At 61.7% G+C, this 19,934-nt stretch carries 17 protein-coding genes; 9 read left to right on the forward strand and 8 right to left on the reverse strand.

The genetic code is table 11. From position 1 onward, the window contains the following. Positions 1–92: 92 nt before the first annotated feature. A complete protein-coding gene (locus tag ACRAWE_RS09180) occupies positions 93–1,511 on the reverse strand; it encodes a serralysin family metalloprotease (RefSeq protein WP_432525262.1) in 1,419 nt (472 codons plus the stop codon). A 332-nt stretch (positions 1,512–1,843) separates the two neighbouring features. Beyond that, positions 1,844–3,187 (reverse strand): 2-hydroxycarboxylate transporter family protein, encoded by a 1,344-nt coding sequence (locus tag ACRAWE_RS09185; protein WP_019454858.1) that lies wholly within the window; start codon positions 3,185–3,187, stop codon positions 1,844–1,846. Positions 3,188–3,619: 432 nt separating this feature from the next. Here ACRAWE_RS09185 and pckA point away from each other — a divergent pair, with 432 nt between their 5' ends. Beyond that, complete coding sequence (gene pckA, locus ACRAWE_RS09190; RefSeq protein WP_198636480.1) at positions 3,620–5,239, forward strand: phosphoenolpyruvate carboxykinase (ATP); 1,620 nt, start codon at positions 3,620–3,622, stop codon at positions 5,237–5,239. Between the two features lie 56 nt (positions 5,240–5,295). Here the strand turns inward: pckA and ACRAWE_RS09195 are convergent, their stop codons facing one another. The 3 genes from ACRAWE_RS09195 to ACRAWE_RS09205 form a co-directional block, all read right to left on the reverse strand. Continuing rightward, complete coding sequence (locus tag ACRAWE_RS09195; RefSeq protein WP_248004906.1) at positions 5,296–6,318, reverse strand: alcohol dehydrogenase catalytic domain-containing protein; 1,023 nt, start codon at positions 6,316–6,318, stop codon at positions 5,296–5,298. Between the two features lie 167 nt (positions 6,319–6,485). Next, positions 6,486–7,397, reverse strand: coding sequence for a LysR family transcriptional regulator (locus tag ACRAWE_RS09200; protein ID WP_019454855.1), 912 nt, complete (start codon positions 7,395–7,397; stop codon positions 6,486–6,488). Between the two features lie 60 nt (positions 7,398–7,457). Beyond that, positions 7,458–8,123, reverse strand: coding sequence for a TetR/AcrR family transcriptional regulator (locus ACRAWE_RS09205; protein WP_154747037.1), 666 nt, complete (start codon positions 8,121–8,123; stop codon positions 7,458–7,460). 93 nt (positions 8,124–8,216) lie between these two features. Here ACRAWE_RS09205 and ACRAWE_RS09210 point away from each other — a divergent pair, with 93 nt between their 5' ends. The 5 genes from ACRAWE_RS09210 (at position 8,217) to ACRAWE_RS09230 (ending at position 13,647) form a co-directional block, all read left to right on the forward strand. Further along, positions 8,217–8,915: a DAPG hydrolase family protein gene (locus tag ACRAWE_RS09210; protein ID WP_019454853.1), complete on the forward strand. Its 699-nt coding sequence runs from the start codon at positions 8,217–8,219 to the stop codon at positions 8,913–8,915. An 83-nt stretch (positions 8,916–8,998) separates the two neighbouring features. Then, complete coding sequence (locus tag ACRAWE_RS09215; protein ID WP_154747035.1) at positions 8,999–9,385, forward strand: GFA family protein; 387 nt, start codon at positions 8,999–9,001, stop codon at positions 9,383–9,385. A 90-nt stretch (positions 9,386–9,475) separates the two neighbouring features. Further along, positions 9,476–10,780: an MFS transporter gene (locus ACRAWE_RS09220; RefSeq protein ID WP_063919283.1), complete on the forward strand. Its 1,305-nt coding sequence runs from the start codon at positions 9,476–9,478 to the stop codon at positions 10,778–10,780. 168 nt (positions 10,781–10,948) lie between these two features. Further along, positions 10,949–12,208, forward strand: a complete 1,260-nt coding sequence (locus ACRAWE_RS09225; RefSeq protein ID WP_063919282.1) for an MFS transporter — start codon at positions 10,949–10,951, stop codon at positions 12,206–12,208. Continuing rightward, positions 12,205–13,647, forward strand: a complete 1,443-nt coding sequence (locus tag ACRAWE_RS09230) for a glycoside hydrolase family 32 protein (protein WP_432525263.1) — start codon at positions 12,205–12,207, stop codon at positions 13,645–13,647. Before ACRAWE_RS09225 ends, ACRAWE_RS09230 begins: the two co-directional genes overlap by 4 nt. Positions 13,648–13,688: 41 nt before the next feature. Here ACRAWE_RS09230 and ACRAWE_RS09235 read toward each other — a convergent pair whose 3' ends face one another. The 3 genes from ACRAWE_RS09235 to ACRAWE_RS09245 form a co-directional block, all read right to left on the reverse strand. Beyond that, positions 13,689–14,690, reverse strand: a complete 1,002-nt coding sequence (locus tag ACRAWE_RS09235; protein ID WP_432525264.1) for a LacI family DNA-binding transcriptional regulator — start codon at positions 14,688–14,690, stop codon at positions 13,689–13,691. Between the two features lie 69 nt (positions 14,691–14,759). Next, on the reverse strand, positions 14,760–15,323 hold the full coding sequence (locus ACRAWE_RS09240; RefSeq protein WP_432525265.1) for a HutD/Ves family protein: 564 nt from the start codon (positions 15,321–15,323) through the stop codon (positions 14,760–14,762). Further along, the gene (locus ACRAWE_RS09245; RefSeq protein WP_432525266.1) at positions 15,323–16,693 is read right to left on the reverse strand and encodes a formimidoylglutamate deiminase; all 1,371 of its coding nucleotides are present in this window, start codon (positions 16,691–16,693) and stop codon (positions 15,323–15,325) included. The genes ACRAWE_RS09240 and ACRAWE_RS09245 overlap by 1 nt, the downstream gene beginning before the upstream one ends. 180 nt (positions 16,694–16,873) lie before the next feature. Between ACRAWE_RS09245 and hutC the strand changes: the two genes are divergently transcribed. From hutC to hutG, 3 genes are all read left to right on the forward strand, one after another. Then, on the forward strand, positions 16,874–17,629 hold the full coding sequence (hutC, locus tag ACRAWE_RS09250; protein WP_025160260.1) for a histidine utilization repressor: 756 nt from the start codon (positions 16,874–16,876) through the stop codon (positions 17,627–17,629). Positions 17,630–17,786: 157 nt separating this feature from the next. Beyond that, positions 17,787–19,010, forward strand: a complete 1,224-nt coding sequence (gene hutI, locus ACRAWE_RS09255) for an imidazolonepropionase (RefSeq protein ID WP_063919278.1) — start codon at positions 17,787–17,789, stop codon at positions 19,008–19,010. Continuing rightward, complete coding sequence (gene hutG, locus ACRAWE_RS09260; RefSeq protein WP_432525267.1) at positions 19,007–19,810, forward strand: N-formylglutamate deformylase; 804 nt, start codon at positions 19,007–19,009, stop codon at positions 19,808–19,810. The genes hutI and hutG overlap by 4 nt, the downstream gene beginning before the upstream one ends. Positions 19,811–19,934: the final 124 nt, after the last annotated feature.

Raw genomic sequence — 19,934 nt, forward strand, 5'->3', positions numbered from 1 at the left:
GCCTTCTGCGCGCTACTATGTCACGCTAATATGACGGAATTAATAGGAATTGTCGGGTTTTTGCCCAAAACGCCCTATTTTTGTTGCCCGATTTAAGCCAGCACAAAATCGCCGGCATCCAGCGGCTGCCCCACCACCTTCACCAGGAAATCGCTGCCGCCAAAAGCGCCGCCCAGGTTGATCGCCACATCGCTGACATGATTTTGCGCGTCATAGCTCAGCTTCGCCTCGCCCGCCTTACCGCTGAACTGATCGACGAAGCGGATGCCGTCGGCGCTGCCGGTGTTGAACAATGTCAGATCGATCTTGTCCTCGCCGCGTACGAAGTCGCGGATCCAGTCCGGCGCCGCCGCCGTCGACTCATCCGCCGCAAAGTAGACGAAGGTGTCCTTGCCAGCGCCGCCCCACAGCTGATCCGCCCCTTTGCCGCCGTACAGCACGTCATCACCGGCGCCGCCCTTGAGCACGTTATCGGCGGCGTTGCCCACCAGCACATCGTTGCCTGAACCGCCAATGGCGTTTTCAATCGTCACGCCCGCCGCGATCGACACGTTGCCTTTCAGGCCGCCGACGTCCGAGAACGCTTTTTCGTTCAGGTTGATGCGCTGATTCTGGCCGAAACCGGAGAAGTCAAAGGTATCGTTGCCGCCGGCATCCCAGGCGGTGAAGATTATTTTGTCCTGCGCGCCGGTGGCGGTAAGGAAGTCGCGGTCGGTGTTGGAGTTGAAACCGTAAACCGTATCGCCGGTACGGGTGTTCATGTTGGCGCCGTAGAAATGCTGGATCGCCGTGATGTCATTGAGCAGCGGCCCTGACGAGTACGCGCCCTTAAAGTCTTGCCCGGTGTTGCTTTCGCTGAAATAGCTCATCAGGCTGTAGGCGCGGCTGTCCTCGAAATAGGTCGCGTCTTTGCCGTAGGTAATGCTGACGCCCGGCGCGGCGTTATAGTCGCCCGGATGCTGCAACCCCAGCGCATGGCCGATTTCATGGGTAAAGGTCTGGCGACCGTATTCGTTTTCATGTATCCGGTTGTTGACGAAGGTAGAGTTGGTGGCGTTATACCAGGTTTGGCCGGCGACCGAAGGCGAGGAATCCGGGTTATACGCAAAAGCATAGGAGCCACGCGAGCTGTAGTCGAACAGGCCGAATTTGATGTTGGCGGCGGCGGTATTGCTGGTCTCGGTGAAGGTGATGTTGGCCACGTCAGACCATGACTGCAACGACAGTTTGGCCTGCTCGCGCTGTTCCGCGTTAAAGCTGCTGAAGCCGCTGATGCTCATGCTCGACATGTTGCCCGGCGCCTTTTCCCAGATGCTGTACGTCAGGGCAACCGGCTGGTCGGTCACGCCCTTGTCGTGCCAGCTGCGATCGCCGCGCACCAACTCCAGGCCGGCATTTTCGAACGTTTTCGACGGATGCAGCACGGTAATGGTGTCGTCTTCATCGGGTTTATAAGCGCCCAGCAGGGCTAATACGCCTTCGGCTTTAACGGAAGCATTACTTGATGACATAACCTTATCTCCATATTCGTCAATTCAATCGGGGGGATGCCCCAACTGGCGGATTGCCTGAACGGCAGCGGCCCGGTGTTGAATCAATACGGGGATATCGGTAATGCGCTGGCGCCTTCCCTCGGCACTCTGAATGAGAACGATAATCCCTTAAGAGAAAAGAATAGACACATTTTCGCCGAGTACAGAATTTTCTTAGATAAAATACGGCTATGCATTTTCGCCACATGAATGATTTTCAAGATAATAATCAGCATTATCACGATCGGCGAAAAAGACGCATAAAAAAACCGGGGCAATCCAACCCCGGTTATCCATAAGAAACTCTGGACTCAGACTAACCAACCGAGCAGCAGCGTCGCACCAATGACCGTGGAAGCGCCGCCGATACGCGTGGCGATTTGGGCAAACGGCATCAACCCCATACGGTTCGACGCCGACAGGATCGCCACATCGCCGGTGCCGCCCAGGCCGCTGTGGCAACAGGTGACGATCGCCGCTTCCACCGGGAACATCTTCAGATAAGGCGCGATCAGAAAACTGACCAGCCCCATCGACAGCACTACCGAGCCGCAGACCACCACATAACCGACAGAGAACACCGCCACCACGCTTTCCAGCGGCACGTAGAGCATGCCCAGGCCGATCATCAGCGGCCACACCAGCGCCGTGGAGACGAACTTGTAGAAACTGTGCGCGCCGGTCTCCATCGAGGCCGGGATCACCCGACAGTATTTGCACAGCACCGCAAACAGGATCATCAGCACCGGGCCGGGGATATGCACGATGTGCTCGAACAGGCCGCCGACGATAAAGAAGGCGCAAATCACCAGCAGCCCGCCCCCCATCAGTTGAAAATCGACGTTGCCGCTTTGCTCCTTGATGGCGAACATCGCGTTCTCCTGCGCCGAACGGATCAGCATGCCGTCACCGCTCAGCGCCTTGCGTTGCATACCGATGCGCGCCAGCACCCCGGCGGTGACGATGGCGAAAATGTTGCCCAGCACCGCCGCCGGCGCCAACTGCGCGACATAGACGTCCGGCGTCGAGCCCAGGATCGCCGAATAGGCCAGCGACAGCGGTAAAATGCCCTCGCCGATGCCGCCGCCGATGATCGGCACGATGATGAAGAAGAAGGTGTGATAGAAGGTAAAGCCAAACAGTTTGCCTACCAGCAGCCCGGTGATCACCGCCGTGACCGTGCCCACCACCAGCGGCACGAACATGCGAATCATCCCCTGGATCAGGATCACCCGGTTCATACCGAGAATGCTGCCGACCACCAGACTGGCGATCACGAAATAAAGCAGGTTGGCGTCTTTCATCAGCAGATGGACGGTGCCCATGACGTTGGGCTGGAACACGTTGAAATAGACCAGCACCGACGGCACCATCAAACACAGAATGGCCGGTCCGCCGATATCGCGCAGCACGGGAATGCTTTTACCCAACTGCGCCAATGCAAAGCCCAGCGTCATTATCACCGCCAGGCCGCCGATCATATTCTTCGGCAGGAAGTTGGCGTAGGCGGAAATCGCCACGATCGCACAAATGGTGATAAACAACGCGATCGGCACCGCACCGATATCTATTTGACGAAGTTGATTAATTAACCCTGAAGATTCGGACGAGGCCGTATTTTTATCACAGGCCAGTTCTGCATTTATCTGTTTCATTATTCACCCTGCTGACAAGCGTACAGTACGGTTAGATTCACCTGGCGCAACAACCCGCCATAGCCAAGCAAAAACAAATGATTACGAAAAATCCTATTGCGGACTTCGCCTTTTCTAATAAGAAATAAAACAGTAGACAGCCCTGACGATATGATAAAAAATAAAAATGCAAAACTAAATTACGCGGGTGGAATTCAATATTGTGACCCTCCGCCAAGGTTAGTTTTAATTAATTATCGTCAGCATTTTGTAATTAAAGTAATCAAGTTTAAATTCGCTGCTATGCTATAGGAGGGCAAAAAAGCCCTCTGTTTTATTAATAAAGAACCGGAAACGCCATTAGCTGAATCCGGTCAGCTTGATCCGATCCTTAACCCTGCGCGCGGCACCGCGCGGGAAAAAGGCATAATATGACTCATAAGGAAGTAGAATATGTCTTCACGCGCTGTTACCCCACAAACCCTCGCTGGTTACGGTATCCATCAGGCCGCCGACATCGTTTATAACCCCAGCTATGAATTGCTGTTCGCCGAAGAGACCCGCGCCGACCTGCCGCCGCTGGAGCGCGGCACCCTCACCCAACTGGGGGCGGTCAACGTCGCCACCGGCGAATTCACCGGCCGTTCGCCGAAAGACAAATACATCGTGCGCGACGACACCACGCGCGACACCGTCTGGTGGTCCGACAGCGGCACCGGCAAGAACGACAACCAGCCGCTCTCACCGGAAGTCTGGCAGCATCTGAAGACGCTGGTGGGCAATCAGCTTTCCGGCAAGCGCCTGTTCGTGGTCGACGCCTTCTGCGGCGCCAACGCCGACACGCGCCTCAAGGTGCGCTTCATCACCGAGGTGGCCTGGCAGGCGCACTTCGTGAAAAACATGTTCATCCGCCCGACCGAAGCCGAACTGGCGGACTTTGAACCGGACTTCGTGGTGATGAACGGCGCCAAATGCACCAACCCGGACTGGCAGCAGCAGGGGCTGCACTCGGAAAACTTCGTCGCCTTCAACCTGACCGAGCGCATGCAGCTGATCGGCGGCACCTGGTATGGCGGTGAGATGAAGAAAGGCCTGTTTTCGATCATGAACTATCTGCTGCCGCTGCAGGGCATCGCCTCGATGCACTGCTCGGCCAACGTCGGCGAGCAAGGCGACGTGGCGGTGTTCTTCGGCCTGTCCGGCACCGGCAAAACCACCCTCTCCACCGATCCGAAACGCCAGCTGATCGGCGATGACGAGCACGGCTGGGACGACGACGGCGTGTTCAACTTCGAAGGCGGCTGCTACGCCAAAACCATCAAGCTGTCGCCGCAGGCGGAGCCGGAAATCTATCAGGCGATCCGCCGCGATGCGTTGTTGGAAAACGTCACCGTGCTGGCCGACGGCAGCATCGACTTCGACGACGCCAGCAAAACCGAGAACACTCGCGTCTCCTACCCGATTTATCACATCGAGAACATCGTCAAGCCGGTATCCAAGGCCGGCCATGCGCGCAAGATCATCTTCCTGACCGCCGACGCCTTCGGCGTGCTGCCGCCGGTGTCGCGCCTGACGCCGGAGCAGACCCAATATCACTTCCTGTCCGGCTTCACCGCCAAGCTGGCCGGCACCGAACGCGGCATCACCGCGCCGACGCCAACCTTCTCCGCCTGCTTCGGTGCCGCGTTCCTGACGCTGCACCCGACGCAGTACGCCGAAGTGCTGGTGAAACGCATGGAGGCCGCCGGCGCCCAGGCTTACCTGGTGAACACCGGCTGGAACGGCAGCGGCAAGCGCATTTCTATCAAAGATACGCGCGGCATCATCGACGCCATTCTGAATGGCGACATTGAACAGGCCGAGACCTTCACGCTGCCGATCTTCGGGCTGGAAGTGCCGACCGCGCTGCCGGGCGTCGATCCGTCCATCCTCGATCCGCGCAAAACCTACGCCGACGAATCGCTGTGGCGGGAGAAGGCGCAGGATCTGGCACAGCGCTTTATCGACAACTTCGCTAAATACACCGTCACCCAGGCGGGCGAAAAACTGGTGAACGCCGGGCCCAAGCTGTAACTGAATCAGGGCGCCGCGGCGCCCTGCCATCAAGGGCCGAGTTCTCGGCCCTTTTCTCACGCCGCCGATGGCACGAAGACGCCGCGAAAACGCATGTTACCCGAGGCAAGCCGTTCATAAGCCTCCCGGGCTTGTTCCAGCGTAAACGTCTCGACAATCGGCTTCACTTTGCCTTTCGCCGCCAGGTTCAGCACCTCACTCAGGTAGTGCTGCCCGCCATGGGTCGATCCGATCACCCGCTGACGCATCATATGGAACGGCACCCCTTCCGAAGAGATAGCGAACGGCTTGCTGAAGTCCAGCCCGCACAACACCACTCGGCCATCAACCCGCAAGCCGTTCATCGCTTCCTGCGCGGAGTCGAAGTCATTGGTGGTCACCAGCAGAATATCCGCGCCGCCGCTCTCCCGCAGCGCCTTGCCGGAGGCGACAATGCGATCGGCGCCCAACTGCTTCGCCAGCGCGTGCTTGTCCGGTGAATGAGTGATGGCAACGGTATCGAAACCGCAGGCTTTCGACAGCTGCAGCGCGACATGCCCCAGCCCGCCAATACCCAACACCGCGACCGTTTCATGCGGCAACGGCGCCGCGTCGCGCAGGCCGCTCCAGGTGGTATACCCCGCACACATCATTGGCGCGGCGTCGATATAAGACAGCCCGTCCGGCAGTAACACCGTGCCTTCCGCGGCGATGGCGATATACTCAGCGTGGCCACCCTGGGCGGCAAAACCGGTGGTGCGCGGCGCCGGGCAGTTCATCGCCGTTTGCCCCGTCAGCGGCCGATTTTCACGGCAATACGGGCAGCGGCCGCAGGCCGATTGCACCCAGGTGGTGCCGACGCGATCGCCGATCTGCCGCGTATGCACGCCGGCGCCCACCTCAACCACTTCCCCCACCACTTCATGACCCGGCGTTTGCGGGTAAATATCGCCACCGTATCCTTGCGTCGCCCACACGTCGGTGTAGCACATGCCCGAGGCGTGTACTTTGACCAGAACCTGACCCGGTTCTGCGCGGGGCATCGGCACCTGTCTGATTTCCCAGGGCCGGTTGGCGCCGGTCATAACTACCGCTTTCATCTTCTTATCCATCATCGATTCCTCGCTGCATTGTGGTGCGGGTTCCGGACGATTGCCCGGCATCTCCTCATGAGCGTAAGGCAGGCCCCACGCCGCAACAATGCAAGCGAACCTCACTGTCGAGATGAAGGCGGCTCACTAATTGGCGTAACCGAAAGAAGCACGCATCAGGACTGCGCCGCGCGCAGATACTCGATCAACGCCTTCAGCGCGCCCGAAACATGGCGATGGCCGGAGTAGTAGAGACACAGCCCCGGATAAGCCGGACACCACGCCTCCAGCACCCGTTCCAGTCGCCCGTCGTGCAACGCCTCTAGCGCCAAATGTTCGGGAACGAAAGCGATGCCGATACCATCGATGGCGGCCTCCACCATCAGGGGTTGATCGGTCAGCGTCAACGCGCCGGTGACGCCGATCGACTCGCTCAGGCCATCGCGTTCGAATTCCCAACGATAAATCGTGCCGCTGTCGAAGCGAAAACGGATGCAGTTATGACGCAGCAAATCCTGTGGCGTCGCCGGGCGCCCATGGACGGCGAAATAGCCGGGTGCGGCGATGGCGGCGAAACGCACGGGCGGGCTGACGCGCATCGCGATCATGTCCTGCGGCACGGCTTCCGCCAGCCGAATGCCGACATCAAACCCCTCGGCGACGATATCGCTCAGCTTGCCGTCGCAAACGATGTCCAGATGGATATGGGGGTACTCGCGCAGGAAATCGGCCAGCAACGGACGCAATACCAGCCTGACCGCCCCTTCGCTGGCGTTGATGCGCACGGTGCCGCTCGGCGTGGCGCGCCATTCATCCACTTCATGCAGCGCCTGCGAAATAGACGACAGCGCCGGGCGCAACTGCGCCGCCAAACGCTCACCCGCCTCGGTCGGCGCCACGCTGCGCGTGGTGCGGTTGAACAGCCTCACCCCAAGCCGCTGTTCCAGGTTTTTTATCGAGTGGCTGACCGCCGACGGCGTCACCTCCAGCTCCACTGCCGCCGCGTGAAAGCTGCGATGGGTGGCAACAGCCAGAAAAACGGTCAAGGCGAACAGATCGCCCTGCTTGAACGGGTAAGCAGCATTCATGTGGGCATCGCGAAAAAGTGATATGGACTGAACAATCAACATGCCACAGATGAATACGGCTCACAATGTGGCGCACTCCGCGTTTTCGCCGCGCAGCAACCCCGGCATCACCAGCGCCACCGCCGCCGCGATGCGTTCGTCGATCGCGCTGCCCGGCGGCAGCAGCCCCAACGTCATCTGGCGCAGCGGTTCGGCGATGGTCATCGCCAGCAACAGGTCGCTGGTTTGCGCCCAGTCGCGCGCAAGCAACCAGCCGTATTGCTGCTGGCGCCGCAGCCAATCCGCCACCGTCGACCGCCCGCGCTGAATGCCGTTGCGCAGGTAGCTGTCCAGCAGCGCCTCACGCCCCGGGAAATCGCTCTGCAGCAGCCGAAACATGCCCACCGCTTCGGCGCTCAGCACCTGCTGCGCCACCGCCTTCAGTCCCGTTTCCAACAGCGGCGCTACCGCTTCCCGCCGCCCGGCATCCTGTGCGAAGGCCGGCTGAAACGCCTCGGTCCAGCCGCTCACCGCCTGCGCCACCAGCTCATCGCGATTGGCGGCAAAGCGATACAGGGTTTTTTTAGCCACTCCAGCGCGTTTCGCCACCGCATCCACCGTTGCCGCGGCGTATCCGCCGTCGAGCAGCAGCGCCAGCGTCGCCTGCGTCAGCGCGGCGCGCAGCGCCGTTTCCGGCGTGGCCGGCCGGCCACGAGCGCGCAGCGGTTCTTCATTCGGGTTCGCCATATTTGTTCCTCACAAGCGTTGACAGACTCAGCATAACGGCATAGCTTTATTTTGGAAACATATTTCGTTTCCAAAATAAAACAGGAACCCATTATGACACATCCTTCCCTGCTGGCGCCCTGGGGCGTCAACGATATCAACGAGTTGCTCAGGCCCGAGCCGCTGCGGCTGGAAATGGGGCTGAGCCGCAGCGCCGACGGCCTGCTCACCGTAGCGGTTCGAACCGATCTGCACGGTTGTAAAGGGCGCATGCTGGACTGGTGGTTCACCTTCTTCGAGAGCACCCAGCACATCAACTGGTGGCACCCGCACGATCACGTCGAACATCGCGGCTGGGATCGCCACTGGAAAAAAGGGGAAAGCTACGTCGGCGCCAGCATCGAAGCGGTCGAATGGCTGGCGGAGCTGCCGCCGGTCGCGGCGCGCCTCAAGTTTCACGCCGCCGAGGACTTCTTCGCGCCGCAGCCGCTGCGCCAGGCGCGCGACGCGCAGGCGCTCTCCGCCGCCGTTTGCGCGCGCATCGGCTTCGGCGATCAGGTGGCGCTGGATGACAACGGCGATCCCTGCGACGGCGAAATGCTGCATCTGGTGCGCGATACGCCCTATGGGTGCGTGCTGCGCAGCCGCTTCCTGCTGGGTAAAGCCTGCGCCAACGCCCACGACGAACTGGCGGACGACATCGGGTTTAACCTGATGCGCCACTGCTACAACGAGTTCAGCTATTTAGCGCAGTTCCTGCCCTCACTGTACTACGCCGAAAATGGCCGCGAGCCGGCGCCGTTGCTCTGGTAATCGCCCTGTGGAGGCCTGTTATTTTTTCGCGATATGGCTATAGTGATTTTCATCGTTTCCCCCGCGCTGATGACGGAGAAATCATGCAAAATCTACGCTATAGCGGCGGCTGCCTGTGCGGACATATTCGCTTTCAGGCACACGGCCTGCCAGGCAACCCGCACAGCTGTTCCTGCGATTTTTGCCGCCGCCACTCCGGCGCGCCAACGCTGTGCTGGGTCGAATTCCCGCGTCAGGCCGTCGAGTGGAACGGCCCTGGCGGCATGCCCGCGCTGTACCGCTCCTCCCCCTACTCCAGCCGCGCCTTTTGCCCGCGCTGCGGCAGCACGCTGGGAGCGGTAGACGACGAACCGACGGTGGCGCTGGCCACCGGCAGCTTCGACCTCGCCGATCTGCCGGAGCTGCGCCCGGTCTCACATGCTTTCGCCGATGTGTGCCCCGGATGGTGGCGCATCGACGGCATGCGCTGAGTGCCTCACAGTTCCCGCTGAAATCAATTGATTGTTTTGTCGTATAAATTTAGAACAGACGAACAATAATTCAAAAGTATGGGAACGGGGATGAATCAACAGACTCTCGACGCGCGCCGCTCGCGTCAGGCATTGCTGGCCGGCTCGGTCGGCAACTTTATCGAATGGTATGAGTTCGGCGTATATGGCTTCCTGGCCACCGTTATCGCCGCCAATTTTTTCACCCTGCAGGGTGAAAATGAAATCACCAGCCTGATCCTCACCTACGCCGCCTTTGCGCTGGCGTTTTTCTGCCGACCGATCGGCGCGGTGATCTTCGGCCGCATCGGCGATCGCATCGGCCGCCGGCCGACGCTGATTGCGGTACTGCTGTTGATGACGCTGGCCACCGCGCTGATCGGCGTCATGCCAACCTATGCCTCTATCGGCGTCGCAGCCCCGCTGCTGCTGACGCTGCTGCGCATGTTTCAGGGGCTGTTCGCCGGCGGCGAATTCGGCGGCGCGGTGTCGCTGATGACCGAGTTTGCTCCCAAGGGCAAGCGCGGGCTGTTCGGCGCCTGGCAATCGCTGACCGTCGCGCTCGGCCTGTTGGCCGGCGCCGGACTGGTGGCGCTGCTGGCCGCGCTGCTCAGCGCGCAGCAGCTGCATGACTGGGGTTGGCGCATTCCGTTCTTGCTGGCGCTGCCGATGGGCGCCGTGGCGCTGTGGCTGCGGCTCAAGCTCGAGGAGACACCCACGTTCACCCAGGCGCAGCAACGCGTGGAACAGGCCGCCACACCGCAGGAAGCGAAACTGAGCGGCGTGGTGAAAACCATTCTGATCGGCATCGGTCGCATGATGGGCTGGTCAGCCGCCGGTTATACCTTCCTGGTGGTCATGCCTTCCTATTTGCAAACCTCGCTGCACGCCACCTTCCAGCAAGCGCTGGTGGCGACGGTGCTGGCCAACGTCGGCTTCGCCCTGACCATCCTGCCGGCGGGCATCATCAGCGACAGGCTGGGGCGTAAAACGGTGATGCTGACGGCGGTGGCGGCAGTGATCCTGTTCACCTTCCCGCTGCTGCATCTGTTGCAGGATGCGCAGAGCTCACTGTGGGTCAAAGGGCTGGCGGTGCTGATCGCCGGTGCGGTGGTCGGGCTGCTGGCCGGCCCCGGCCCAGCGATGCTGGCGGAGATGTTCCCGACTCGGGTGCGCTATACCGGTCTGGGGCTGGCTTACTCGCTGTCCAATGCGGTGTTTTCCGGCTCGGCCGGGCTGATTATCACCGGTCTCATCAAGCAGACCGGCAATATCGACATTCCCGCCTACTACGTGGTCGCCACCTCGGTGGTCAGCCTGTTTGCGCTGATGACGCTGCGCCGCGACGACCATCTGCGCTCGCTGAACGATCGTTAATCCTTCGGGGGCACATCGCCCCCTTGCCAACTCGTGACCTCGATCACAACGCCGAAATGTTAACGTTAACTTTTGTGATTAACATCGCACGCGTGATATCTGCTAGCTTCATCCCTTTGCGAGTTAACGTTAACAATAGAGCTAACTTCACTCACCGGGGCCCTACCCATGAACCGCGAAACTAAAAAATATTACGTGCTGCTCAGCGGCCTGCTGTTCTTCTTTTTCTTCACCTGGTCTTCCAGCTTTTCGCTGATCTCGCTGTGGCTGAATCAGAAGATCGGCCTGAAAGGCGCCGAAACCGGCCTGATCTTCTCCGCTATCTCGTTGGTGGCGCTGTGCGCACAGCCGCTGTACGGGTTTATTCAGGACAAACTTGGGCTGCGCAAGCACCTGCTGCAGTTTCTCGGCGTGATGCTGTTGCTGACCGGCCCGTTTTTTATCTACGTATACGCTCCGCTGCTGGCCAGCAGCCTGCCGCTCGGCGCGCTGGTCGGCGGGGTATTTATCGGCGCCACCTTCTTCGCCGGCATCGGCGCGCTGGAATCTTATACCGAGCGAGTCAGCCGCATCAGCGGTTTCGAATTCGGCCGCGCCCGCATGTGGGGATCGCTCGGCTGGGCCAGCGCCACCTTTTTGGCCGGTTTTATCTTCAATATCGATCCGAACATCAATTTCTGGCTGGCCTCCGCCGCCGCCATAGTATTCCTGTTGCTGCTCAGCCAGGTGCGCGAGCTGAAGCCGAACGCGATGGCCGGCCTGGCGTTCGGCAAACCGGAAAATCTGCGGCTGCAGGATGCGCTGGCGCTGCTGCGTATGCCGGGCTTCTGGGCGCTGGTGGTGTTTGTGCTCGGTATCAGCGTGTACAACGTTTTCGATCAGCAATTTTCGGTCTACTTCGCTTCGCAGTTCGCTTCTCGCGAACAGGGCAACGAGATGTACGGCTTCCTCAACTCGCTGCAGGTCTTCCTCGAAGCCGGCGGCATGTTCCTGGCGCCGCTGCTGGTGAACCGCATCGGCGCCAAACAGGGGCTGTTGCTGGCCGGTGGCGTGATGGCGCTGCGCATGTTCGGCTCAGGCTTGGTCAGCGGCGCATTGATGATCTCTGCCATGAAACTGCTGCACGCCGTGGAGTTGCCTATCCTGCTGATCGCTATCTTCAAATACATCGCCAGCCGCTTCGACAGTCGCCTCTCCTCAACGCTTTACCTGGTGGGCTTTCAGTTCATCACCCAGGTGATGGCCAGCTTCCTGTCGCCACTGGCGGGCTACGGTTATGACCGCATCGGCTTTGCCGACACCTATCTGCTGATGGGGTGCGCGGTCGCCGCCACGACGCTTGTCTCCTGTTTCCTGCTGCGCGGCGAACGTTCCGCCAGCGCAACCCCCTTTCAATCCGCCATTAAATCAAGTGAGTCTGTCCAATGAACACTGCCTTAGCTCAAGCCGACCATGCGGTCGAAGCCCTGCGCGCAGAGCGCCGAGACGAATACTACCCGCAGTTCCATCTCGCGCCGCCCGCCGGCTGGATCAACGATCCCAACGGCCTGATCTGTATTGACGGCGTCTATCATGCCTTCTTCCAGCATCACCCCTATAGCGAGCACTGGGGCCCCATGCACTGGGGGCACGCGACCAGCCGCGATCTGATCCGCTGGCAGCACCAGCCCATCGCCCTGGCGCCCGATGCGCCCTATGACAAAGACGGTTGCTTTTCCGGCTGCGCCGTGGATGACAACGGCGTGCTGACGCTGATTTATACCGGCCACGTGTGGCTGGGCGAGCCCGGCGACGACAGCCAGGTGCGGGAAGTGCAATGTCTGGCCACCAGCGAAGATGGCATACGCTTCGTCAAGCACGGGCCCGTGCTGGCCCCGCCGGACGGCATTCAGCATTTCCGCGATCCGAAAGTCTGGCGCGAGAACGGCGAATGGTGGCTGGTGATCGGTGCCAAAGAAAACGGCCTGGGCCAGGTGCGCCTGTACCGTTCTGCAGATCTGCGCGCCTGGTGCTTCGATCGGGTGCTGGCCGGTGCGCAGGCGGCGCATCAAGGGTATATGTGGGAATGCCCGGATTTCTTCCCGCTGGGGGAACAACACCTGTTGTTGTTTTCCCCGCAGGGACTGGCGGCACAGGGCTACCGCTACCGCAATCGCTTCCAGAGCGGCTATCTGCTCGGCCACTGGCGGCCTGACAGCGACTTTAGGGTGACCCAACCCTTCTGCGAGCTGGATGCCGGCCACGATTTCTATGCGCCGCAGACCTTCACCGCAGCCGACGGCCGTCGGCTGCTGCTTGCCTGGATGGATATGTGGGAATCCCCAATGCCCAGCAAAGCGCACCGTTGGGCCGGCGCCCTCACCCTGCCGCGTGAGCTGACGCTGGCCGCCGACGGCAGCGTCCGCATGCACCCGGCGCGTGAACTGGCGGCGCTGCGCCGAGAATCGCACACGTTTTTGGCACAGACGCTGACCAATCAACATCTGCCGCTGGCGGACGACGTGCAGGAACTCACCCTGACGTTGAGACCGGCCGACAACGACGCCGAGCGCTACGGGCTGGCCATCGGGAGTGCGGCGCGGCTGTTCGTCGACAATCAGGCGCACCGGCTGGCGCTGGAACGTTTTCATGAAAACCGCGCCCTGTGCACCTGCCGCAGCGTGCCGCTGCCAGAAGGTGAGACCCTGTCGCTACGGATCTTCATTGACCGCTCATCGCTGGAGATCTTCGTCAATCAGGGGCAAGCCTGCCTGACCAGCCGAATTTATCCGACGAAGGGCGATCGCCGCCCCAGCCTGTTCGCCGAAGGCGGCCGGGCAGAGTTCGAGCCCATCACGGGATGGCAGTTGGCAAGCATCTGGGGATAATGGGAATAAGCACCGGGCGCACAGCGACGCATCCGGTGCGCTTACAGCGAACCACGCTCCAACAGTGGGCAAGGCACTTTCACCGTATCACGCTGCTCCCGCTGCCCAATCACATGCAGCGCCGCAAGGCGGCCCAGCTCGTAATGCGGCAGCTGCACCGTCGTCAATGCCGGCAGGAACAGCTCGCCGGTGCCGACCATATTGTCGTAACCCAGCACCGCTACCTGTTGCGGTATGCGCCATCCTTGCGCCAGCAATACCTGATACACCAGAAAGGCTATCCGATCGTTCCCGCACACCACGACATCGCAATCGCGCCTTCCTGCAGAGAAATGCCGCTCCAGCAGCGTGACGCAGTCGCGATAGCTTTGGTCGCCGCCGCTCAGATCGAGATGATACTGCCGCAGCTGTTCAACATCGCGCCCCGCTTCGCGCCAGGCGCGTTCCAGACCGCGACGGCGCAGGCCCGCCGCCAGCGTATCCGCCGGTAAATGAATGCACAGTGGCGCGCGATAGCCTTTGGCGATCAGCGCGCGCGTGGCGTCATACTGTCCTTGCTCGTCATCAGGAATATAGCTGGCGATCGCATGCGTCGGGCTAACGCAGTTGGCCAGCACCAGCTTTTTGTCCAGCAGTTTGGCCGGCAATGTCACCTCGCGCAGCCCCATCGTGGTGAATATCACCCCATCCGGACGATGCGCCAGCAGCAGATCGACGGTCTGTTCGGCGTTGTCGTCGGCGAACAGGTTGACGACGAAGCTGTTCCAGCCTCGCTCGCGGGCGGTTTTCTCAATCGACAGGATCATTTCCACCGAGAACGGCGTCGTGGCGGTGTCCAGCGCCAGCACGCCGAGCGTCTGCACGCGATTTCCGTCACCGCGAATACGCCGCGCCGACAGATCCGGCACGTAGTCCAACTGGTCGATAGCCTGTTTGACGCGGCGGTAGGTTTCCGGCCGCAGCTTGCCGGGTTCATTGATGGCGCGGGACACCGTCATCAGCGAGACTCCGGCAAGTTTTGCGACGTCTTTCAGCGAAGCCATGCGCCCTTCTTTATGATTAATGGGGAAAAGTGAATAATCCCATAACCGGGCGCAGGACTCTACCTTGCGTTAGCAGGCTGTGATGTTCGCCCACAGGATAGCGCCGTCGGCCGTCAACGGCTTCACCTCGCCGCTCACCGCCTGCGCCGCCCACCAGACGCCCTCGCGCGCGCTCAGTTCGCCGCCCCCCGGCAGCGACCAGACCCCGCTCAGCACATACAGCACGCCCGCCCGGTTGGGTGACAGGGTGACGGGCGCCGTGCTGCGCCGCACCTCGGCCGCCTGCCGGCCGCGGCGCGTCATGATGTTGAAATCCTGACTGGCGCCGCCCAGCAGCGTCGCCTCCAGCGCCACGTCGCCCGAGAATGCGAACGGCTCCCCAACCTGCGCCAGCTGATGATCGATATGCCCGGCGCTGTACAACCGCACGCCGTCGCCTTCCAGCAGCGTAATCGAACGGTCGATGCCCGCAAAGGCGGAAAACGGCCCATCCTGCGCGATGGTGGCGATGCTGGCGCGCCAGTCGAAATTCTGCTCGCCCGGCGGCCAGCTGACGATTTCACGGGTTTCCCCGCCGCCGTTGCGCCATGGGCTGACCGGCAACGCGGCGAAGTTGAAACGGTTCAGGCTCATTACGCCTCCTGCTGGAAGGTTTTCAACACCTGCAGGAACTCGGCGCCGCTCTGCTGCTGCAACGCATGCCGCCCCTGCTCGATCACCTGTCGGCCGCCGACGAACACGTCGCGAATTTGTTCCTTGCCGCCGGCGAACAGCCAACGGTTGAGGATCGAGGCGTCAGGCGCCACCGCCAGGTACGGATCGTCGCCATCCAGCACCAGCCAGTCGGCGCGATAACCGCTCTGCAATCGGCCGATCGGCGCGCCGCACGCCTGCGCGCCGCCCTGCAGCGCCTGGTGGTACAGCACATCGCCCACCGCCGGCTGCTGCGGCGTGGTCAGGCGGTTGCGGCGCTGATCGCGCAGCCGCTGGCCGTATTCAAACCAGCGCAGCTCTTCCACCACGTTGAGCGAAACATGGCTGTCGGAACCGATGCCCCAGCGCCCCTCCTGCTGCAGATAGGCGTCGCCGGGGAAAATGCCGTCGCCGAGGTTGGCTTCGGTGGTCGGGCACAAGCCGGCCACCGCGCGGCTGCGCGCCAACGCTTCCAACTCGCTGCGATCCAGATGAGTGGCGTGCACCAGGCACCAGCGCTGATCCACCGGCAGATGGTCATACAGCCAGGCCACCGGGCGTTGTCCGCTCCACGCCAGGCAGTCATTCACCTCTTTTTGCTGTTCGGCGATATGAATATGCACCGGCAAGGTGCGATCCGACGCGGCCAAAATCTGCTGCATCTGGCCGAGCTCCACCGCGCGCAGCGAGTGGAAACACAGCCCCTGATTCTGCAGCGGGCGATCCGCCAGCTGGCGGGCAATCACCTGCTGCTGTTGCAGATAGCCTTCGGTATCCTGGATAAAACGTTTCTGCCCCGGCTGCGCCGGCTGCGCGCCAAAACCGGCGTAGCTGTACAGCACCGGCAGCATCGTCATGCCGATGCCGGCCTGATGCGCGGCCGCGCTGAGGCGCCCGGTCATCTCACCGCGATCGGCGTAAGGCTTGCCGTCGGCGTCGTGATGCAGGTAGTGGAATTCGGCCACCTGGGTGTATCCGCCCTTGAGCATTTCGATATACAGTTGACGGGCGACCACCTCCACCTGCTCCGGCGTCAGGCGCTGCACCAGGCGATACATCAAATCGCGCCAGGTCCAGAAGCTGTCCTGCGGGTTGCCCGCCACTTCCGCCAGCCCGGCCATCGCGCGCTGGAAAGCGTGCGAGTGCAGGTTCGGCATGCCCGGCACCGCGTCGCCGTGCAGCCGGGTGCAGCCTTGCGGTTCTGCGTTGGCGGTGACTTGAGTCAGATAACCTTGCGCATCGACGTCCAGCCGGACGTTATGCGCCCAGCCCTCAGGGAGCAAAGCGCGTGGGGCAAAATAAGCAGGCATGGCAGTATTCCACTGTTGGTGTAACGGTGAATGAGGCGCGGCGATGGCGCGCATTCAGGAATTTTTGTCGGTCGTCGGCAAGTTTCTGGCGCGACGGCCCCTAGTTGTATATACATATACATACGCCAACATCAACAGTAAACTGGTGTTATTATTTTTTTATTTGACGAGGTTAACGTCGTGGCTGAACAACAGACCGTGTTACAACTGGCGGCTGCAATGAGCGATGCCCCCGCCCCGATCTACCAACGGGTCAAACAGGCGATCGTGAATCAAATTCGTGCGGGGCATTGGCAACCGCACCAGCGCGTGCCCTCCGAAAGTGAACTGGTGGCGGAACTGGGCGTCAGCCGCATGACCATCAACCGCGCGCTGCGCGAGCTGACCAGCGAAGGTTTTTTGATCCGCATGCAGGGCGTCGGCACCTTCGTCGCCGAAGCCAAGGCGCATACCGCGCTGCTGGAAGTGCACAACATCGCCGACGAGATCGCCGCGCGCGGCCATCGCCACAGCAGCAAAATCCTCGAACTGAAGGCCCGGGCGGCCAGCGATGAAGAAGCGACGGCGCTGGGCATTCAGCCCGGCCAGCGGCTGTTCTATTCGCAGATCGTGCATTACGAAAACGACGTGCCGGTGCAGGTGGAAGACCGCTGCGTCAACCCGCTGGTGGCGCCGGATTACCTTAAACAGGATTTCGACCGCGTCACCCCTTACACCTACCTGACCCAGGCCGCGCCGCTGACCGCCGGCGAACACATCGTCGAAGCGGTGATCCCTACCCGGCGCGAGCGAGAGCTGCTGCAGCTGGAGGATCACGAACCCGGCCTGCTGATCCACCGCCGCACCTGGTCCGGTAAAACCGTGGTGACCTCGGCACGATTGCTGTACCCCGGCAGCCGCTATCAGCTGTTCGGCCGCTTCACCAGCGAAGTCTGACCCCCGGCGGGCGCGCCCTGCGCCCGCATCTCCGCTGTCGATCACATCCTGATAACAAAATCTCGCCCGCCTCTTGTGGCATCCCGGTGAATGCGTTAGGTTGTTTTTAATTGTATATACAACCATGTGGGAGCTGCGGCTCCGGCGGAGGAAAGCAATGACGTCTGAGATTCACTGCGACAGCCTGTGGCACGGCGCCGATATCGTCACCATGCGCGACGGCAAATATCACACCCTGACCGACGGCGCGATCGCCGTGCGCGACGGCAAGATCGTCTGGATTGGCGAACATGCGGCGCTGCCACCAGGCCTGATCGCGGACGAAACGGTGAAATTCGACGGCGGCATCATCACCCCCGGCTTTGTCGACTGCCACACGCACCTGGTGTTCGGCGGCAACCGCAGCGGCGAGTTCGAACAACGGTTGAACGGCGTAAGCTACGCCGACATCGCCGCGCAGGGCGGCGGCATCATCTCCACCGTCAAAGCCACCCGCGAAGCCGACGAAGCGCTGCTGCTGGAGCAGGCGCTGTTCCGCCTGCGGCCGCTGCTGGCGGAAGGCGTCACCTGCGTGGAAATCAAATCCGGCTACGGCCTCAGCCCGGAAAGCGAACTGAAAATGCTGCGGGTGGCGCGCAAGTTGGGCGAGCTGCTGCCGGTCGAGGTGAAAACCACCTGTCTGGCGGCCCATGCGCTGCCGCCGGAGTACGCCAACCGCGCCGACGACTATATCGATCTGGTCTGCGACACCATCATTCCTCAGGCCGCGGCCGCCGGCCTGGCGGATGCGGTTGACGCCTTCTGCGAACATCTGGCGTTCTCCCCGGCGCAGGTGGAGCGGGTCTTCGCCGCCGCCGAAGCCGCCGGTCTGCCGGTCAAACTGCACGCCGAGCAGCTTTCCGCGCTCGGCGGCAGCACGCTGGCGGCGCGCCATCACGCGCTCTCCGCCGACCACCTCGAATACGCCACCGAACAAGACGCCCGCGCCATGGGCGACGCCGGCACCGTGGCGGTGCTGCTGCCCGGCGCCTATTACCTGCTGCGCGAAACCCAGTGCCCGCCGGTGGAGCTGTTTCGCCAGCACCGCGTGGCGATGGCGATCGCCAGCGACGCCAACCCCGGCACCTCGCCGGCGCTGTCGCTGCGCCTGATGATCAACATGGCCTGCACGCTGTTCCGTCTGACGCCGGAAGAAGCGCTGGCTGGCGTCACTACCCACGCCGCCAAAGCGCTGGGGCTGCAACACAGCCATGGCACGCTGGAAACCGGCAAGGTAGCCGACTTCGTTCACTGGCCGCTGTCGCGGCCGGCGGAACTGGCTTATTGGTTGGGCGGCCAGCTGCCCTGTACGGTGATTTTCCGAGGAGAAGTACGTCAATGACCATTCGCGATCCTTTTAGCTTCCAGACCGGCAGCCTGCCGCTGCTGATCAGCATCCCGCACGCCGGTACGCAACTCACGCCGGCGGTCGAGGCCGGGCTGACCGACGACGCCCGTCCGCTGCCCGATACCGACTGGCACATTCCGCAGCTGTACGATTTCGCCCGGGCAATGGGCGCCAGCGTGCTGGTCGGCAACTATTCGCGCTTCGTCATCGACCTGAACCGTCCGGCGGACGACAAGCCGCTGTACACCACCGCCACCACCGGCCTGTATCCCGACGTGCTGTTCGACGGCCGCCCAAGCTTCCTGCCGGGCCAAGCGCCGACGGACGAAGAACGCGCCGGCTATCTGCAGCAGATTTGGCAGCCTTACCATCAGCAGCTGCAAAACGAGCTGGCGCGCCTCAAAGCGCGGCACGGCTACGCGCTGCTGTTCGACGCGCACTCCATCGCCTCGGTAATCCCGCGGCTGTTCGACGGCCAGCTGCCGGATCTCAACCTCGGTACCAACGGCGGCGAAAGCTGCGCTCAGGCGCTGAGCGATCGACTGGTTGCCTGCTGTGAGCAACAACAACAGTACACCCACGTACTGAACGGCCGTTTCAAGGGCGGTTACATCACCCGTGCCTACGGTCAGCCGCAGCAGCAACAGCATGCGATCCAGCTTGAACTGGCGCAGGTGAACTACATGTCCGAACAGTATCCTTACGCGTTTGAACCGCAGCGCGCCGCCTCGCTGCAGCGTCTGCTCAAGCAGATGATTGAAAGCCTGTTGGACGGCGCCGCCAGACTGAATTAATCCCCCTTTTACAGGCGCCGCAGGGCGCCTGTTTTTCTCCCGCCTTAACCGCAACGCCGCCAGCAATCTGCGCTCTATATCAAAGTTTCGCGTGATTCCTCGCTAACTGGTCTAAACAGCGCAC

The organism is Serratia sp. BFP-2025 (assembly GCF_050880365.1).
GTDB classification, from domain to species: domain Bacteria; phylum Pseudomonadota; class Gammaproteobacteria; order Enterobacterales; family Enterobacteriaceae; genus Serratia; species Serratia surfactantfaciens.

Coding starts and splice junctions, on each gene's coding strand:
- hutI (WP_063919278.1), top strand. CDS start 17,787: ATGACGTCTGAGATTCACTGCGACAGCCTGTGGCACGGCGCCGATATC.
- ACRAWE_RS09185 (WP_019454858.1), bottom strand. CDS start 3,187: ATGAAACAGATAAATGCAGAACTGGCCTGTGATAAAAATACGGCCTCG.
- ACRAWE_RS09180 (WP_432525262.1), bottom strand. CDS start 1,511: ATGTCATCAAGTAATGCTTCCGTTAAAGCCGAAGGCGTATTAGCCCTG.
- hutG (WP_432525267.1), top strand. CDS start 19,007: ATGACCATTCGCGATCCTTTTAGCTTCCAGACCGGCAGCCTGCCGCTG.
- ACRAWE_RS09240 (WP_432525265.1), bottom strand. CDS start 15,323: ATGAGCCTGAACCGTTTCAACTTCGCCGCGTTGCCGGTCAGCCCATGG.
- ACRAWE_RS09245 (WP_432525266.1), bottom strand. CDS start 16,693: ATGCCTGCTTATTTTGCCCCACGCGCTTTGCTCCCTGAGGGCTGGGCG.
- pckA (WP_198636480.1), top strand. CDS start 3,620: ATGTCTTCACGCGCTGTTACCCCACAAACCCTCGCTGGTTACGGTATC.
- ACRAWE_RS09195 (WP_248004906.1), bottom strand. CDS start 6,318: ATGAAAGCGGTAGTTATGACCGGCGCCAACCGGCCCTGGGAAATCAGA.
- ACRAWE_RS09225 (WP_063919282.1), top strand. CDS start 10,949: ATGAACCGCGAAACTAAAAAATATTACGTGCTGCTCAGCGGCCTGCTG.
- ACRAWE_RS09220 (WP_063919283.1), top strand. CDS start 9,476: ATGAATCAACAGACTCTCGACGCGCGCCGCTCGCGTCAGGCATTGCTG.
- ACRAWE_RS09200 (WP_019454855.1), bottom strand. CDS start 7,397: ATGAATGCTGCTTACCCGTTCAAGCAGGGCGATCTGTTCGCCTTGACC.
- ACRAWE_RS09210 (WP_019454853.1), top strand. CDS start 8,217: ATGACACATCCTTCCCTGCTGGCGCCCTGGGGCGTCAACGATATCAAC.
- ACRAWE_RS09230 (WP_432525263.1), top strand. CDS start 12,205: ATGAACACTGCCTTAGCTCAAGCCGACCATGCGGTCGAAGCCCTGCGC.
- ACRAWE_RS09215 (WP_154747035.1), top strand. CDS start 8,999: ATGCAAAATCTACGCTATAGCGGCGGCTGCCTGTGCGGACATATTCGC.
- ACRAWE_RS09205 (WP_154747037.1), bottom strand. CDS start 8,123: ATGGCGAACCCGAATGAAGAACCGCTGCGCGCTCGTGGCCGGCCGGCC.
- ACRAWE_RS09235 (WP_432525264.1), bottom strand. CDS start 14,690: ATGGCTTCGCTGAAAGACGTCGCAAAACTTGCCGGAGTCTCGCTGATG.